We start from the raw sequence: 15445 nt of genomic DNA, 5'->3' as shown, positions 1-15445 counted from the left end.
GACCGCGTTCTCAGCGGGAGTCGTGTGTTCCCTTCCCGGATCCGGGTTTCGTCCACCGCTCCGACCGGCCGGCAGAGCGAGTGCGTTGATCGGCCACCGGCACGGTCTCGGGCATCGACGGGTGCTTCTCCGTGTGGGCGGCGTACCAGTCGGCGTAGCGGTTGGCGCCGGGCAGAGCCGTCAGGCCGTGGGCCAGCACTGAGAGCGCCACCGTCCAGGTCGCCACCACGAGCATCAGTGGACGCTCGGGCAGTTCGCTCTGCTCCACCAGGAGAAGCACGAATACGATCGAGGCCAGGCCGCGGGGACCGAACCAGCCGAGGAATCCGATGGTCACCGCCCGCATGCCGGTGCCGATCATGGCCAGCGCGACAGGGAGCATTCGTACGACAGTCAGGCTGAGCGCCACGTACAGCGCGATCCGCCAGTCCAGCTCGCCGATCGCGGGTCCCAGCAGCACCGCGCCGAACAGGAGGAAGGTCGCGGCGTTGAACAGCTCTCCCGACTCCTCGGCCAGCGTCGTCGTCGGCTCGGCGCCGGCTCCCGCGACGACGCCGTACACGATCCCGGCCACGAAAGCGGCGATGAACCCGCTGCCGCCGAGCGCGCTCGCGACCGTGTACGCCAGGAGCGGCGTCGCCACCGCGTTGATCTGCTTCCAGGTCCCTGCCATCCAGCCTCTGGCCGCGACCGCGCGCAGGGCCCAGGCCCCGATCAGACCGGCAGCGACGCCGCCGACGGTGCCGAAGCCGATCTCTTCCAGCACCACCCGGACCGGTTCGACGTGCGCGACGCCCTCCTCGGCCTCGGCGATGGTGAGGAAGATGATCAGCAGCGGAACGCAGACGCCGTCGTTCAGGCCGCTCTCGACGTTGAGCCCTTGCCGAACGCGAGACGGCAATCTCTTGTTGTTCACGACCGGTAGTCCCAGCGCCGCGTCCGTCGGCGCGAGGATCGTGGCCAGAGCCGCCGCCGTCCAGATGTTCAGCACGGGGAGCAGCGCCAAGCCGGCCGCCGTACCGGCGAGGATCGTCAGCGGCAGGCCGGCACCGAGCAGGCGGGCCGGCACCAGCATCTCCCGCCGCAGCCTGCCCACGTTGACGCGGACCGCGTCGGTGAACAGCACCAGGGTCAGCGTGGCTTCGGCCAGGTGGCGGACGTACTGGTTGGCCGCCTCGACGTCGACGATGTCCAGGACCCGGTTGCCGAGCAGGAGACCGAACGCGACGAACACCATCGCCTGGGTGACCACGGTGGACGCGAGCCGCGCCGAAATCGCGTCGGCGGCGGGCTACCAGGAAGACGACAGCGATCGCCACCGTCGTGACAACGCCGGAGATGATCACCGAGGCGAGGGGGAATCCCGCCAGCGCCGTACCGATCAGGTAGGCGAGACGGCAGGTGTAGACCGACCACAGGGTTCCGTCGATCGCCGACCACAGCAGGAAGTGCCGGTACGGGCGGGCGGCGAGTCCCAAGGTCGCGTTGACGATGAACCGCAGTCCGGGCAGGTAGCGACCGAAGACCAGCAGCATCGCGGTGCCCGAGCCGACCGCGCGACCGCGCTTCCTTCGCGATCGCCTACTCCCATCCCGCCGAGCCGGCCGCACCCTCCATGATCATCGTTCGGATCCCGCGCGCCGGACTCATCCACCAGGGGTGACCCCATCGCCTGTGCGTCAGGGCGTCGGACCGGCTCACAGCAAACTCGCACCGGACTTTCGGCAAACCATCGGCCTCGCTCGGCACTCTGGAGGCACGAAGCGAGCTGAGGAGACGAAATGCACGAACACGACCTGGGCCTGGAATACGACCTGGGCACGCTGCGGCGGCGCAACGTACTCCGCCTGCTCGCCGGCGCCGGCCTCGCCGTAGTCGCCGGATGCTCGGCCGACGACAGCACCTCCGGTGGCAGCAGCCCGTCGGCCGGCACCACCTCCAGTACTACGTCCAGTACGCCGACCGCGGGCGCCTCCTCCACTACAGACGTGCAGGAGATCCCCGAGGAGACGGCCGGCCCGTTCCCGGGCGACGGGTCGAACGGCCCGAACGTGCTGACCGAGTCGGGCATCGTCCGCAGCGACATCACCAAGAGCTTCGGCTCGGCCTCCGGGGTTGCCGAAGGTGTCCAGCTGACCGTGGAGCTGGTGGTCATGGACGCGGCCAAGGACGCCGCGCTGCCGGGTGCGGCGGTCTACCTGTGGCACTGCGACGCGGAGGGCCGGTACTCCCTGTACGACGACGAGATCGGCGACGAGAACTACCTGCGCGGAGTACAGGCTGCTGATGCTCAGGGGAAGGTCACCTTCACCACGGTCTTCCCGGGCGCGTACTCCGGGAGGTGGCCGCACATCCACTTCGAGGTCTACTCCTCGCTGTCCGAGGCGACGGCGGCCGGGAAGATCAGCGCGACCTCACAGCTGGCCCTACCGGCCGAGGCCTGCAACGCCGTGTACGCGAGCTCCGGCTACGACGGTAGCGCGCAGAACATGTCCAGGACGTCGCTGGAGAACGACAACGTGTTCAGGGACGACGGCGCGGAACACCAGCTCGCGGCCACCACCGGCAGCGTGCAGGAGGGGTACGTGGCCCGCCTAACTGTGGGTGTTTGACGCGGTGCTACCACTCGACCGATAGCGTTGGGTCGATGTCCGAGCCGCGCGATCCCCAGAGTCCTGCCCAGCCTGCCGGTCCTACGCCCGGCACCTGGGTGCTCGGTCGCGTCAAGGGCATCAAGCTGACCATGCGATTCACCTGGCTGCCGGTCGCGGTACTGCTGGCTTTCGGGTTCTCCAGCATCATCGGCGCGCAGTTCCCGGAGCTGGGCAGTTGGCGGTACGTGGCCGCCTTCGCCTTCGTGGTCACGTTCACCGCCTCGATCCTGCTGCACGAGCTCGCGCACGCCCTGGTGGCGATGCGGTTCGGCATTCCGGTGTCGGAGATCAACCTCGGCTTCTTCGCCGCCGGCACGCACATCGAGGGCGAGCGCAAGACCCCGTTCGAGGAGTTCGCGGTCTCCGTGGTCGGGCCGCTGGCTTCGCTCCTGGTCGGTGGACTGGCGTACGTCGGCTCCCGCGCCGTGGACGAGGGCGTGGCGTACGTCGCGCTGTTCCAGCTCGCTCTGGCCAACCTGATCGTCGGCGTCACCAACCTGCTGCCGGGGCTGCCGCTGGACGGCGGGTGGGTACTGCGCGCGTTCGTCTGGAAGCTGACGGGCAACATGCACACCGGCACGATCGCCGCGGCCTGGGCCGGCCGGATCATCGCCATCCTCGTGCTGGCGGCTCCGGTCATCCTGGAAGAGGTGTTCGGCCGGCAGCCGACGCTGATCGACTTCGTCATCGCCCTGGCGGTCGGGTTCTTCCTGTGGATGGGCTCCACCGCGTCCCTGATGCAGGCTCGGCTCAAGCGCAAGCTGCCGGCCCTGCAGGTGCGCACCCTCGCCCGCCGGGCGATCGCAGTACACGCCGGTACTCCGCTGTCGGAGGCGGTGCGGCTGGCCGGAGGGGCCCAGGCGGGTGCCGTCGTGGTCATGGGCGGCGACGAGAAGCCGCACGCCCTGGTCTCCGAGGCAGCCGTGAACGCCGTCGCCGAGAACCAGCGCCCGTGGACCACGGTCGGCGAGGTCTCCACCCGGATCAGCGCGGGCCACATCATCGGCGTCAACGACACCGGCGAAGAGATCCTCACCGCCCTCCGCAAACACCCCGCCTCGGAGTACCTGGTCCTCGACGCCAACGGGCAGGTCTACGGCGTCCTCGCCACCGCCGACGTGGAGCAGGCCTTCCGCTCTCGCTGAGGGTGTGGTTCGCCTGTGGTGGGTTACCTGTGGGGGGCGCCTGTGGTGGGTCGCCTGTGGGGGGCGCCTGTGGGGGTTCGCCTGTGGTGGTTCGTGGGTGGGGCTGGGGTGGTTCTGCTTCGCATGGGGGCGGGTGGTTCGCGGGCTCCGCTGCGTGATGGTGCTAGTCGGGATGGGGTGGGTCAAGAGCGCCTTCGGCGTCCCTTCGGGATCGAGCGAGCTCGACTCTTGACCCACCCCATCCCGACCAGGGAAGGACGCAGCTACGCGGATCCCGCGGAGGGGTGTGCGCCGGGTCGGGATGTCGTTCGGGCGGGGCGGGCTCCGTGTCGGGCCGTGCGGGGGGTTTGGGGAGGGTTGCACCACTGGGTGGGGGTGGAATCCTCCCCGAACCTGCTTGGTGGTGGGGTGGGGTGGGCATTCTGGGGTGGTGGGGGTGGGGACGTAGGGTGAGCCTCTTATGTCTGATCTTCGAGATTTTCCTGATTCGTCGTTTTCCGGGGTGCATCACGGGCCGTTGCAGGCGGGGGAGTGGGTGACCCTGTCGGACCCCAAGGGGCGGCGGCACTCGGTGTTCCTGGAGCGGGGGAAGGTCTTTCACACCACCAAGGGCGGGATCGCCCACGACGAGTTGATCGACGGGCCGGACGCGGTGGTGGTGCGGTCCAAGGGTGGCGGCGTCGAGTACCTCGTACTCCGTCCGCTGATGGCCGACTACTCCGTGTCGATGCCGCGGGGGGCGGCGGTGATCTACCCGAAGGACACCGCCCAGATCGTGACCATGGCCGACATCTTCCCCGGCGCGAAGGTGGTCGAGGCAGGGGCCGGGTCCGGGGCGCTGACGACGGCGTTGCTGCGGGCTGTCGGGGTGCAGGGCGAGGTGATCTCGTTCGAGCGGCGGGAGGACTTCGCCGAGGTGGCGCGGAAGAACGTGACCAACTTCTTCGGCGCCGAGCACCCGGCCTGGCGGCTGCAGGTCGGGGACCTGGTCGAGTCGCTCGACGAGGTGGACGTGGACCGGATCGTGCTGGATATGCTGGCCCCCTGGGAGTGCGTGGACGCCGCCGCGGGGGCCTTGGTGCCGGGAGGGGTGTTCTGCGCGTACGTGGCCACCACGACCCAGCTGAGCCGGGTCGTGGAGACACTGCGGGCGCACGGCGAGTTCACCGAGCCCCGGGCCTGGGAGTCGCTGGTGCGGGACTGGCACGTCGAGGGACTGGCCGTCCGGCCGGGTCACCGGATGCAGGGCCACACCGCGTTCCTGGTCACGGCGCGGCGGATGGCGCCCGGCGTACAGGCACCGCGGAAGAAGCGCCGGCCGGCCCCGGGGGCGTACGGCGACGACTACGCCGGGCCGCGTCGTTCCGAGACACCCTCCGACACGCCGCACGCAACGGAATCATCCGCAACCGACACGTGATGGGATTCAGCTTGCTCGGCTGGCTTTTCTGGGTAAGGTCCATAGGGTCGAGCCCCACATGGTGAGGTGATGATCGTGGCTGGAGACGAGAGTCCTACCGCGGCAGAGCTGCGTAACCAGGTCCGTTACCTGGAGGCCGAGGTCGCAGCGTTGCGGCGTCGGTTGTTGGAGCATCCGGCAGACAGCCGGTCGCTCGAAGGCAGACTGTCCGAAACCCAGGCGTCCTTGGCGAGCGTGACCGCGCAGAACGAGCGGTTGGCGGAAACGTTGCGCGAGGCCCGAGAGAAGATCATCGCCCTGAAGGAGGAGGTCGACCGGCTGGCGCAACCGCCGTCCGGTTTCGGTACCTTCCTGGGCCGCAACGACGACGACACGCTGGACGTGTTCACCGGGGGACGCAAGCTCCGGGTCGCGGCGAGCCCCTCAGTCGATCTGGACGCGCTCAAGCTCGGCCAGGAACTGATGCTGAACGAGGCGCTGAACGTGGTCGAGGCCTGCGACTACGAGGTCGTGGGCGACGTGGTGATGCTGAAGGAGCTGCTGGCCGACGGCGAGCGGGCGCTGGTGATCGCGCAGGCCGACGAGGAACGGGTCGTCCGGCTCGCCTCGCCGCTGCTCGACATCGCGCTGCGGGCCGGCGACTCGCTGCTGCTGGAGCCCCGCTCCGGCTATGTCTACGAGAAAATCCCGAAGTCCGAGGTCGAGGAGCTCATCCTCGAAGAGGTGCCGGACATCGACTACACCCAGATCGGTGGCCTGGCCGGCCAGATCGAGCAGATCCGGGACGCGGTCGAGCTGCCGTACCTGCACAAGGACCTGTTCCTCGAGCACGAGCTCAAGCCGCCGAAGGGCGTGCTGCTGTACGGCCCGCCGGGCTGTGGCAAGACGCTGATCGCGAAGGCGGTGGCGAACTCGCTGGCCAAGAAGGTGGCCGAGCGGACCGGGGTGGAGGGGCAGAAGTCGTTCTTCCTCAACATCAAGGGTCCCGAGCTGCTGAACAAGTACGTCGGCGAGACCGAGCGGCACATCCGCCTGGTCTTCCAGCGGGCTCGTGAGAAGGCCTCCGAGGGCATGCCGGTGATCGTCTTCTTCGACGAGATGGACTCGCTGTTCCGCACCCGCGGTTCCGGTGTCTCCTCCGACGTCGAGAACACGATCGTGCCGCAGTTGCTGAGCGAGATCGACGGTGTCGAGGGCCTGGAGAACGTGCTCGTCATCGGTGCCTCGAACCGTGAGGACATGATCGACCCGGCGATCCTGCGGCCGGGCCGGCTGGACGTGAAGATCAAGATCGAGCGGCCGGACGCCGAGTCCGCCCGCGACATCTTCTCGAAGTACCTGACCACCACGCTGCCGCTGCACGCGGACGACCTGAACGAGTTCCACGGTGACCGGTCCGACTGCGTGAACGGGATGATCCAGCGCACGGTCGAGCGGATGTACACCGAGGCCGACGAGAACCGCTTCCTCGAGGTCACCTACGCCAACGGTGACAAGGAGGTCCTGTACTTCAAGGACTTCAACTCGGGCGCGATGATCCAGAACATCGTCGACCGGGCCAAGAAGATGGCGATCAAGGCCTTCCTGGACGACCACCAGAAGGGTCTGCGGGTGCAGCACCTGCTGCAGGCGTGCGTCGACGAGTTCAAGGAGAACGAGGACCTGCCGAACACGACCAACCCGGACGACTGGGCCCGGATCTCCGGCAAGAAGGGCGAGCGGATCGTCTACATCCGGACGCTCATCTCCGGCAAGCAGGGTACCGAGCCGGGTCGCTCCATCGACACGGCCACGAACACCGGTCAGTACCTGTAACAAGCTGTCAGCAGCCGCCCCGACCCTCGGTGGATCGGGGCGGCTGCTGTCTGCGGGAAGCGCGTCGAGAGGGACCGGTAAGGGTTCTCCCTGATTCCCGGCAGGGTGCCGGCGTCGTACCTTGCTGGTATGGCGGCGGATGAGGTGCGGAAGGATTTGCGGGCCGCGGTGGCGGCGCGGCAGGAACTCGGGCCGGAGTACGAGGCCGAGATCATCGAGTCGTTCCTGGAGAAGCTCGACGCGGCTCGGGTGGCGCGGCAGCCCGGCGAGGCGGCTCAGCCGGTTCAACCCGTTCAGCAAAGCAGGGAGACCGACCCGGGTGGTCTGGCGCTCGCGATCGTCTCCGTGGCGGCCGGCATCCCGATCACCGCGATCGCGGCCAACATGGAAGGCACCTTCGCGATGATCATCTGCTGGGGCGGCCTGGTCGGCATCAACCTGGCGCGGTCGTTCTCCCGCATCGTGCGCAACTAGTCACAACCTGGCCAGGATCCCCGAGAGACCGCTCTCCACGTCCTCCGGGAGGTCGAGCAGGAGCCCGCGATGGACCTGGTACCAAGGGCTGAGGAGATGCCAGTCCCGGATCCGCGTGGATGAGCGCGGTGCGAGCTCCGTCGGCCCGACTCCACCTGTCCACCCGGCTCAGGAGGTCGGCGCCTGCGGACCGCGCGTACCCCGGCAGCAGCGGCAGGACCTGAGCCCAGGCCGCCCTCGAGCCAGGCGCGGCTGTCCCAGCCGTTGTCGTCGATCCTCATGCGAAGCTGCGCACCAGTGGCCCGAGCAAAGCTGACGTGTCAGGGACGAACGGCCAGTCCGGGTCGTCCAGCTTCGCGACCAGGTCGGCCGGGGACATCCACGCGCCCCAGTCGACCTCCTCCGGCTGATGCCTCACCGGGCCGTCCCACACGCACGTGTAGAGGTAGGCGCGGTAGTTCGTGAACTCGTCTGCGTAATCACCTTCCGGCAGCCTCGTCAGCTCCGCTCCGGTGATTCCGAGCTCCTCGGCCAACTCGCGCACGACCGCGTCGTACGGGTCCTCATCGGCCGCTATGACGCCGCCGGCCATGAAGTCGTAGCGTGCGGGGTACACGTCCTTGGTGGGCGTACGCCGATGCACGTAGATGTCACCCGCGGAGTTCCGGACCAGTACTCCGGTCGCTCCGTGGCGCAGGTTCTCCCGCCGCATCCGCGATCGTGGGGCGGTCCCGCACACCCGGCCGTCGGAGTCCAGCAACGCCACGAGTTCGTCCATCCGGGAAGTCTCACATGTAACCCTGTGGACACTTCAACCCCTTTAGTCGGCTTCACCGCGTAGGCTCGATCGCATGAGTGTTCGGCGGATCATGGGGACCGAGACCGAGTTCGGCATCTCGGTCCCTGGCCAGCCTGGGGCCAACCCGATGCTGACTTCGAGCCAGGTGGTGAACGGCTACGCCCAGACGCAGCCGCTGGCGCGCAAGACGCGGTGGGACTTCGACGAGGAGCACCCGCTGCGGGACGCGCGCGGCTTCGACCTGAGCCGGGAGGTGGCGGACTCCAGCCAGCTCACCGACGAGGAGACCGGCCTGGCGAACGTCATCCTCACCAACGGGGCCCGGTTGTACGTCGACCACGCCCACCCGGAGTACTCCGCGCCCGAGTGCACGAATCCACGCGACGTGGTGGTCTGGGACAAGGCCGGCGAGCTGGTGATCATGGAGGGCGCCCGGCAGGCCCGGCAGATCCCGGGGGCGCCACCGCTGAACCTGTACAAGAACAACACCGACAACAAGGGCGCGTCGTACGGGTCGCACGAGAACTACCTGATGCGCCGGTCGACCCCATTCGCGTCGATCGTGCGGCACCTGACGCCGTTCTTCGTCAGCCGCCAGGTGGTCACCGGCGCCGGCCGGGTCGGGATCGGCCAGGACGGCAACACCAACGGCTTCCAGATCAGCCAGCGGGCCGACTACTTCGAGGTCGAGGTCGGCCTGGAGACGACGCTGAAGCGCCCGATCATCAACACCCGCGACGAGCCGCACGCGAACCCGGACCGGTACCGCCGGCTGCACGTGATCATCGGCGACGCGAACCTGGCCGAGATCTCGACGTACCTCAAGGTCGGCACCACGTCGCTGGTGCTGGCGATGATCGAGGACGGCTGGCTGACCGACGACCTGAGCGTCGACCGGCCGGTGACCGCGCTGCACGAGATCAGTCACGACCCGACCTGTACGCACCTGATGACGCTCAAGGACGGCCGCAAGCTGACCGCGGTGCAGCTCCAGGTGGAGTATCTGGCGCAGGCCCGCAAGTACGTCGAGGACAAGTACGGCGACGACGCGGACCGGCAGACCAAGGACGTCCTGCAGCGCTGGGAGCAGGTCCTCGACCAGCTCGCCACCGACCCGATGACACTGGCCGACCAGCTCGACTGGGTCGCGAAGCTGAAGCTGCTGCAGTCCTACCGCGACCGCGACGGGCTGGAGTGGGACGACCCGAAGCTGCACCTGGTCGACCTGCAGTACGCGGACCTTCGTCCGGACAAGGGCCTGTACTACAAGCTGGTCAAGGCCGGCCGGATGCAGCGCCTCGTCACCGACGAGGAGATCCGGATGGCCGTCTCGCACCCGCCGACGGACACCCGCGCCTACTTCCGCGGCCGCTGCATGCAGCAGTACGCCGGTCAGGTCGCCGCCGCGTCCTGGGACTCGGTCATCTTCGACCTGCCGGGTCGCGAGTCACTCCAGCGGATCCCCACGCTGGACCCGCTGAGGGGCACCAAGGCGCACGTCGGAGCACTTCTCGACCAGTGCGACACCGCGAGTGACCTGGTTCGCACCATTACTGGGGGCGCCGCCGGGTAGGGTCGCCATTAGAGATGTGACAGCGAGGGCCGGTTGGGCGGCTCTCCTGTTCGGCGGTTCTAGGAGGTGTGTGCCATGGCGAAGGACGGCGGACAGCAGCACAAGCAGACGAAGCGCTCGACGACCGAGGAAGAGGTCACCGAGGCCAAGTCGAGCGAGGACGTCGCGGAGCGCAAGGAACGGCTCGACGACGACGTCGACTCGATCCTCGACGAGATCGACGAGGTGCTCGAGGAGAACGCGGAAGAGTTCGTTCGCGGCTTCGTGCAAAAGGGTGGGGAGTGAACCGCTAGATGACATTCGATGCCTCCGGCCGGTTGCCGGAAGCCTTCCTGACCCCAGGTGGCTCGTCCTTCATGGACTTCCTGGCCGGGCACGCGCCCGACCTGTTGCCCGGACGACGCAACCTGGGGACAGGTGACCTGTCCAAGGACGTCCCCCACGGCACCACGATCGTCGCCGCCACCTTCGAAGGTGGCGTCGTGATGGCCGGCGACCGGCGCGCGACGATGGGCAACATCATCGCCCAGCGGGACATCGAGAAGGTGTTCCCGGCCGACGAGTACTCCTGCGTCGGGATCGCCGGCAGCGCCGGTCTCGCGGTCGAGATGGTGCGGCTGTTCCAGGTCGAGCTGGAGCACTACGAGAAGCTCGAGGGCACCACGCTCAGCCTCGACGGCAAGTCGAACCGGCTGAGCGCGCTGATCCGCGGCAATCTCGCGATGGCGATGCAGGGCCTGGCCGTGGTGCCGCTGTTCGCGGGCTACGACCACGACCTGAAGGGCGGCCGGATCTTCTCCTACGACCCGACCGGCGGCCGGTACGAGGAGACCAGCTTCCACAGCGTCGGGTCGGGCTCGCTGTTCGCCCGCGGCGCGCTGAAGAAGCTGTACCGGGACGGCATGTCGGCGACCGACTGCGTGACGGCGACCATCCAGGCGCTGTACGACGCGGCCGACGACGACTCCGCCACCGGCGGGCCGGACATGGCCCGGCGGATCTTCCCCGTGATCGGCGTGGTCACCTCCGACGGTTACCAGCGGATGCCCGAGGACGAGGTCGGCGCGATCGTCGACAGCATCGTCGCGGCCCGGCTGCAGCGTCCGGACGGCCCAGCCGCACCGCTGACCTGAGCCCCGCGCCTCGACACAAAGGACTTCCATGAGCGTTCCGTTCTACGTCTCACCCGAACAGCTGATGCGGGACCGGGCCGACTTCGCCCGCAAGGGCATCGCCAAGGGCCGCAGCGCGATCGCGTTGCAGTACGCCGACGGCATCCTGTTCGTGGCCGAGAACCGGTCACCGGCACTGCACAAGGTGGCCGAGATCTACGACCGGATGGCCTTCGCCGCGGTCGGGCGGTACAACGAGTTCGAGAACCTGCGGATCGCCGGCGTCCGGCTGGCGGACATGCGCGGGTACTCCTACGACCGGCGTGACGTCACCGGCCGGGCCCTGGCCAACGCCTACGCGCAGACGCTCGGCGCGATCTTCTCCTCCGGTGGCGAGAAGCCGCTCGAGGTGGAGATCCTGGTCGCCGAGATCGGCAGCACGGTGGCCGAGGACCAGATCTACCGGCTCACCTACGACGGCTCGATCGCCGACGTCCGGGGGTATGCCGTGATGGGTGGCCCGGCCGAGCAGGTGGCCGACTATGTGGGCGAGCACTACTCCGAGGGCATTTCGCTGGCCGGCGCGCTGCGTCTCGCGGTGGACGCTCTCGGCCACGACGGCACCGAGACCCGGCAGCTCGAGCCGGACCAGCTCGAGGTCGCCGTGCTGGACCGGACCCGGAGCCAGACGCGCAAGTTCAAGCGGATCTCCGAGGAGACGCTCGGCCGGATTCTGGGCGAGTCGAGGCCGGACACCTCGCCGTCGGAGCCGGTCGCGCACATGGAGACCGCCGAATCCGTCAACGGCGGCAACTACGAGAGCGACAGCTCCGGCGACGCCCCGGTCGCGCCGCCCGCGGACGACGCTCCGATCGCGCCGCCGGAGGAGCCGGACACCGACCGGCCACTGTGAACGACACACCACCGTCCGCCCCAGGCACGCCTGGGGCGGACGCCCCCGTTCCGGACGCTCGCGCGGACGCCCCCGTTCCGGACGCTCGCGCAGACGACCCCGAGACCGCGCGGGCCGGGCCCGCTGATCCAGAGCCTTGGGTGTTGCTGGAGGAGAAGCCGGGCTTCGAGGGCTTCCTGACGGTGAACCAGCGGCGGTACCGGCTGCCGGACGGGCGGGTCGCCGACTGGGACGTGTTCGGACCCAAGCTGAACGCCGGAATCACCGCCGGCGTCACCGTGCTCCCGCTCACCCCGGACGGCAAGGTCGTCACCGTCCGGATGTTCCGCGCCGGTCCCGACCAGATCGTCACCAACCTCCCCGGCGGCCTGATCGACCCGGGCGAGGAGCCCGGCCCGGCCGGCCGGCGCGAGCTCGAAGAAGAGACCGGCTACACCTGCGAGTCCATCGAGGTGGTCGGCTGGATCTGGGCGGCTGCCTCGTCGGTCTACCGCAAGTACGTCGCTGTCGCCCGCGGCTGCCGACCCGACGGCGAGCAGCAACTGGACGAGTACGAGGACTGCGTCCCCGTTGAACTGACCGTCGACGAGTTCCGCGCCGAGCTCCGTACCCCGGGTCGGATGACCGGCACCGACGTGGCCTATCTAGCACTGGATCACGCCAAGCTTCTCTGACGCGTGTGAACGGATTGACTGGTTTTGGTCACTTCGAGCACTTGACGAGCAGCTACGCGCACTGGCTGGATGGACGGTGCCACGCCTTCCGCTCGAGGAGTCGCCATGCCCCGTCCTGGTTTGTCCCTGATCGCGGTGCTCGCCGTCGCGGCCCAGTCCCTCGCCTTCACCACCCCAGCCGCCGCTGCGGATGCCCCGCCCATCTCGCCTGAGCCCCAACAGACCACCGTCCGCACCGACGGCTTCGAACTGGGCAAGACCGTCGGCCTGGTCCGCGGCGCGCAGACGGATCCCGACGCCGAGAGAGTGGTCCGCGCGACGCTCACCCAGGCGGGTGTCAGCACCGTCCAGACAACGGACGGCGGCGACCCCAAGACGCCGGTGACCATCTGGCTGGGCGGCGACAACCCGACGCTGCAGCAACTGAACGTCCAGCCGTCCACCGGCCTGCCGGCCGAGGGGTACGTCCTCGCCATCGGGCAGAACAGTCGCAAGCACGTCGTCCTCGACGGCGTCGACACCGACGGCACGTACTACGCCGCGCGCACCCTCGCCCAGGTCGTCCGCGGGAACCGCGTCCCCGGCCTCGAGATCCGCGACTGGCCGACGATGCGCTACCGCGGCTCGATCGAGGGCTTCTACGGAACGCCCTGGTCGCACGCCGACCGGCTGGATCACCTCGACTACCTGGGCGACCACCGGATGAACACCTACGAGTACGCGCCGAAGGACGACCCGTACCACCGTGAGCGCTGGCGCGACGCGTACCCCGCGGACAAGCTGGCCGAGTTGGGCGAACTGGTCGCGCGAGCGGGCCGGAACAAGGTCGACTTCACCTTCGCCCTCTCGCCGGGCCTGTCGATCTGCTACACCTCCGACAACGACTACCAGGCCCTGATCGCCAAGTTCGAGGCGCTCTACGCCCTCGGGGCTCGCGCCTTCAACATCCCGCTGGACGACATCGACTACAACTCGTGGCACTGCCCGGCCGACGTCACGAAGTACGGGTCCGGTGGTGGTGCGGCGGGGCGGGCGCAGAGCGACCTGCTCAACCGGGTGCAGCGCGAGTGGGTGGCGAACAAGCCCGGGGTGGCACCTCTGCAGATGGTGCCGACGGAGTACTACAACGTGTCCGAGACGCCGTACAAGAAGGCGTTGCGCGAGCAACTCGACGCCGCGGTGGTCGTGCACTGGACCGGGATCGGCGTGATCCCGCGGACGATCACGACGGCGCAGGCGGCGCAGGCGAAGGCGGTGTTCGGGCACGACATCCTGATCTGGGACAACTACCCGGTCAACGACTACCTGGCCGGGCGGCTGCCGCTGGCCGACTACAGCGGTCGCGAGCCGGGCATCGCCGAGCACGTCGCCGGGGTGATCTCGAACCCGATGAACCAGGCCGCCGTCAGCAAGGTCGCCCTCTACTCCTTCGCCGAGCTCGGCTGGAACCCCGCCCGGTACGACGAACAGGCGTCGTGGCACCGTGCCCTCGCCGAACGCGCGGGTGGTGACCGCCGGACCACGGAGGCACTGGAGGTCTTCGCCGACCTGAACACCTACGACACCACCCTGCACCCCGAGAGCGCGCCGCGGCTGGCAGCCGAGACGGCCGAGTTCTGGCAGTCCTGGAAGGGCGGCGACCAGTTGGCGGCCATCGAGGCGCTGAAGCCGTCCGTACGGGCGATCGAGTCAGCGCCCGCGCAGCTCCGCGCCGGGGTGGTCGATCCCGCGTTCGCCGCCGAGGCGAAGGCGTGGCTCGACGCCACCGAGCTTTGGGGCCAGGCCTTGCAGCGGTCGCTCCGACTGCTGGAAGCAGTTGCCGAGGGCGACGGTCGGGCCGCGTGGTCCCACCGTCAGGAGATCGACAAGCTGGTCAGCCGCGCCAAGGCGATCCGCGACGTCCGTGCGCCGCATTCCAGCACCTACCCACGGATCGGTGAGGGAGTGGTCGACGTCTTCCTGACCGAGGCAGGCCGGGTGCACGACCAGTGGATGGGCCTCGAAGCCCGCCGGACGGCGTCCACGTCGCTGCCGACGTACGCGGACAATGTGCCGGCCCGAATGGTCGACGGCGACGAGTCGACGTTCTTCTGGAGCAACGGCGCTCCGGGGACGGGTGACGAGATCCGGGTCGACCTCGGAGCCGTGCGCGAGATCGGCGACATCGCCCTGCTGATGGGCAAGACGGGGAGCCCGAACGACTTCCTCCACTCGGGTGCGCTCGAGTGGTCGGCCGACGGCGAGACCTGGACCGAGCTGACCCGCGCCACGACGGCAGAAGTTCGCGTCACTGCTCCGGAAGGAACGCGCGCTCGGTACGTGCGATACCGCGCGCTGGCCGCCAACCCGTCGTACTGGCTGGTGGTGCGGGAGTTCGCAGTACAGGTGACTGATGGGTCGGAGTTGGTGCTCACCGCGAGTGGCACACCTGCCGGTTCCCTGGCGCAGGCGGTCGACGGAAACCCCAGTACTGCGTACGCAGCCGCCGCGGCGCCGGTCGCAGGTGACGCGCTGACGGTCACAGCGTCGGCTCCGGTGACGGTGGATCGCGTCACGGTGCTGCAGCGTGACGGCGCCGCCGCGAGCGGGCGACTCGAAATCAAGACGGCCGCCGGCTGGGAGGCCGTCGGGGCCGTGCATGGCATCTACACGGCGCTACCGCTCGCCGGGAAGGAGATCGAGGCGGTGCGAGTGCTGTGGGCACCCGGCGCGGTCGCCCCACAGGTCGCCGAGGTGATCCTCCACCGAGCCGGCGGGTAAACTGTCCGGCGGACCGCGACTGGCGTTCAGGTGGATCACCACCGGGGAGCGGTCCGCCGGACGATCGTCCGGATGAAGCCGCGCGCCTGGGTGACCGACCTTTCCG

General features: G+C 68.9%; 13 protein-coding genes and 1 riboswitch. Of the genes, 11 read left to right on the top strand and 2 right to left on the bottom strand.

Features of this window, described 5'->3' with window-relative positions:
• Positions 1-10 precede the first annotated feature (10 nt).
• Entirely contained in the window at positions 11-1252 is a 1242-nt protein-coding gene (locus tag ABD255_RS13915; RefSeq protein WP_344213674.1) for a cation:proton antiporter, read from the bottom strand.
• Between the two features lie 529 nt (positions 1253-1781).
• On the opposite strand from ABD255_RS13915, the gene ABD255_RS13910 reads away from it, so the two are divergent.
• The 5 genes from ABD255_RS13910 (at position 1782) to ABD255_RS13890 (ending at position 7508) form a co-directional block, all read left to right on the top strand.
• On the top strand, positions 1782-2612 hold the full coding sequence (locus ABD255_RS13910) for an intradiol ring-cleavage dioxygenase (protein WP_344213672.1): 831 nt from the start codon (positions 1782-1784) through the stop codon (positions 2610-2612).
• Positions 2613-2647: 35 nt separating this feature from the next.
• Positions 2648-3799 carry a site-2 protease family protein gene (locus ABD255_RS13905; RefSeq protein ID WP_344213670.1) on the top strand — a complete coding sequence of 384 codons (1152 nt, stop codon included), beginning with the start codon at positions 2648-2650 and terminating at the stop codon, positions 3797-3799.
• 460 nt (positions 3800-4259) lie between these two features.
• The gene (locus ABD255_RS13900; protein ID WP_344213668.1) at positions 4260-5219 is read left to right on the top strand and encodes a tRNA (adenine-N1)-methyltransferase; all 960 of its coding nucleotides are present in this window, start codon (positions 4260-4262) and stop codon (positions 5217-5219) included.
• Between the two features lie 69 nt (positions 5220-5288).
• A complete protein-coding gene (gene arc, locus ABD255_RS13895; RefSeq protein ID WP_344213666.1) occupies positions 5289-7034 on the top strand; it encodes a proteasome ATPase in 1746 nt (581 codons plus the stop codon).
• Positions 7035-7163: 129 nt separating this feature from the next.
• Complete coding sequence (locus ABD255_RS13890; RefSeq protein WP_344213664.1) at positions 7164-7508, top strand: hypothetical protein; 345 nt, start codon at positions 7164-7166, stop codon at positions 7506-7508.
• A gap of 277 nt (positions 7509-7785) precedes the next feature.
• On the opposite strand, the gene ABD255_RS13885 is transcribed toward ABD255_RS13890, so the two are convergent.
• A complete protein-coding gene (locus tag ABD255_RS13885; protein WP_344213662.1) occupies positions 7786-8286 on the bottom strand; it encodes an NUDIX hydrolase in 501 nt (166 codons plus the stop codon).
• 73 nt (positions 8287-8359) lie between these two features.
• Between ABD255_RS13885 and dop the strand changes: the two genes are divergently transcribed.
• The 6 genes from dop (at position 8360) to ABD255_RS13855 (ending at position 15339) form a co-directional block, all read left to right on the top strand.
• Positions 8360-9880: a depupylase/deamidase Dop gene (gene dop / locus ABD255_RS13880; protein ID WP_344213660.1), complete on the top strand. Its 1521-nt coding sequence runs from the start codon at positions 8360-8362 to the stop codon at positions 9878-9880.
• 75 nt (positions 9881-9955) lie between these two features.
• Positions 9956-10165 (top strand): ubiquitin-like protein Pup, encoded by a 210-nt coding sequence (locus ABD255_RS13875; RefSeq protein WP_344213658.1) that lies wholly within the window; start codon positions 9956-9958, stop codon positions 10163-10165.
• An 8-nt stretch (positions 10166-10173) separates the two neighbouring features.
• The gene (prcB, locus tag ABD255_RS13870; protein ID WP_344213656.1) at positions 10174-11013 is read left to right on the top strand and encodes a proteasome subunit beta; all 840 of its coding nucleotides are present in this window, start codon (positions 10174-10176) and stop codon (positions 11011-11013) included.
• Between the two features lie 28 nt (positions 11014-11041).
• The gene (gene prcA, locus ABD255_RS13865; protein ID WP_344213654.1) at positions 11042-11905 is read left to right on the top strand and encodes a proteasome subunit alpha; all 864 of its coding nucleotides are present in this window, start codon (positions 11042-11044) and stop codon (positions 11903-11905) included.
• A 140-nt stretch (positions 11906-12045) separates the two neighbouring features.
• Positions 12046-12579: an NUDIX hydrolase gene (locus ABD255_RS13860; protein WP_344213652.1), complete on the top strand. Its 534-nt coding sequence runs from the start codon at positions 12046-12048 to the stop codon at positions 12577-12579.
• Positions 12580-12684: 105 nt separating this feature from the next.
• Positions 12685-15339: a glycoside hydrolase family 84 protein gene (locus ABD255_RS13855; protein ID WP_344213650.1), complete on the top strand. Its 2655-nt coding sequence runs from the start codon at positions 12685-12687 to the stop codon at positions 15337-15339.
• Positions 15340-15344: 5 nt separating this feature from the next.
• Positions 15345-15438: riboswitch (ZMP/ZTP riboswitch) on the top strand.
• The last annotated feature ends 7 nt before the right edge of the window (positions 15439-15445 follow it).

It is taken from the genome of Kribbella sancticallisti, assembly GCF_039530625.1.
GTDB classification, from domain to species: Bacteria; Actinomycetota; Actinomycetes; order Propionibacteriales; family Kribbellaceae; genus Kribbella; species Kribbella sancticallisti.
Note: the sequence above shows the minus strand (reverse complement) of the source record. Positions and strands in the feature narration are given on the sequence as shown.

What these genes read in the sequence shown, in the direction of transcription:
- prcA (WP_344213654.1), top strand. Translation starts at nt 11,042, where the DNA reads ATGAGCGTTCCGTTCTACGTCTCACCCGAACAGCTGATGCGGGACCGG.
- ABD255_RS13875 (WP_344213658.1), top strand. Translation starts at nt 9,956, where the DNA reads ATGGCGAAGGACGGCGGACAGCAGCACAAGCAGACGAAGCGCTCGACG.
- prcB (WP_344213656.1), top strand. Translation starts at nt 10,174, where the DNA reads ATGACATTCGATGCCTCCGGCCGGTTGCCGGAAGCCTTCCTGACCCCA.
- ABD255_RS13905 (WP_344213670.1), top strand. Translation starts at nt 2,648, where the DNA reads ATGTCCGAGCCGCGCGATCCCCAGAGTCCTGCCCAGCCTGCCGGTCCT.
- ABD255_RS13910 (WP_344213672.1), top strand. Translation starts at nt 1,782, where the DNA reads ATGCACGAACACGACCTGGGCCTGGAATACGACCTGGGCACGCTGCGG.
- dop (WP_344213660.1), top strand. Translation starts at nt 8,360, where the DNA reads ATGAGTGTTCGGCGGATCATGGGGACCGAGACCGAGTTCGGCATCTCG.
- arc (WP_344213666.1), top strand. Translation starts at nt 5,289, where the DNA reads ATGATCGTGGCTGGAGACGAGAGTCCTACCGCGGCAGAGCTGCGTAAC.
- ABD255_RS13890 (WP_344213664.1), top strand. Translation starts at nt 7,164, where the DNA reads ATGGCGGCGGATGAGGTGCGGAAGGATTTGCGGGCCGCGGTGGCGGCG.
- ABD255_RS13855 (WP_344213650.1), top strand. Translation starts at nt 12,685, where the DNA reads ATGCCCCGTCCTGGTTTGTCCCTGATCGCGGTGCTCGCCGTCGCGGCC.
- ABD255_RS13885 (WP_344213662.1), bottom strand. Translation starts at nt 8,286, where the DNA reads ATGGACGAACTCGTGGCGTTGCTGGACTCCGACGGCCGGGTGTGCGGG.
- ABD255_RS13900 (WP_344213668.1), top strand. Translation starts at nt 4,260, where the DNA reads ATGTCTGATCTTCGAGATTTTCCTGATTCGTCGTTTTCCGGGGTGCAT.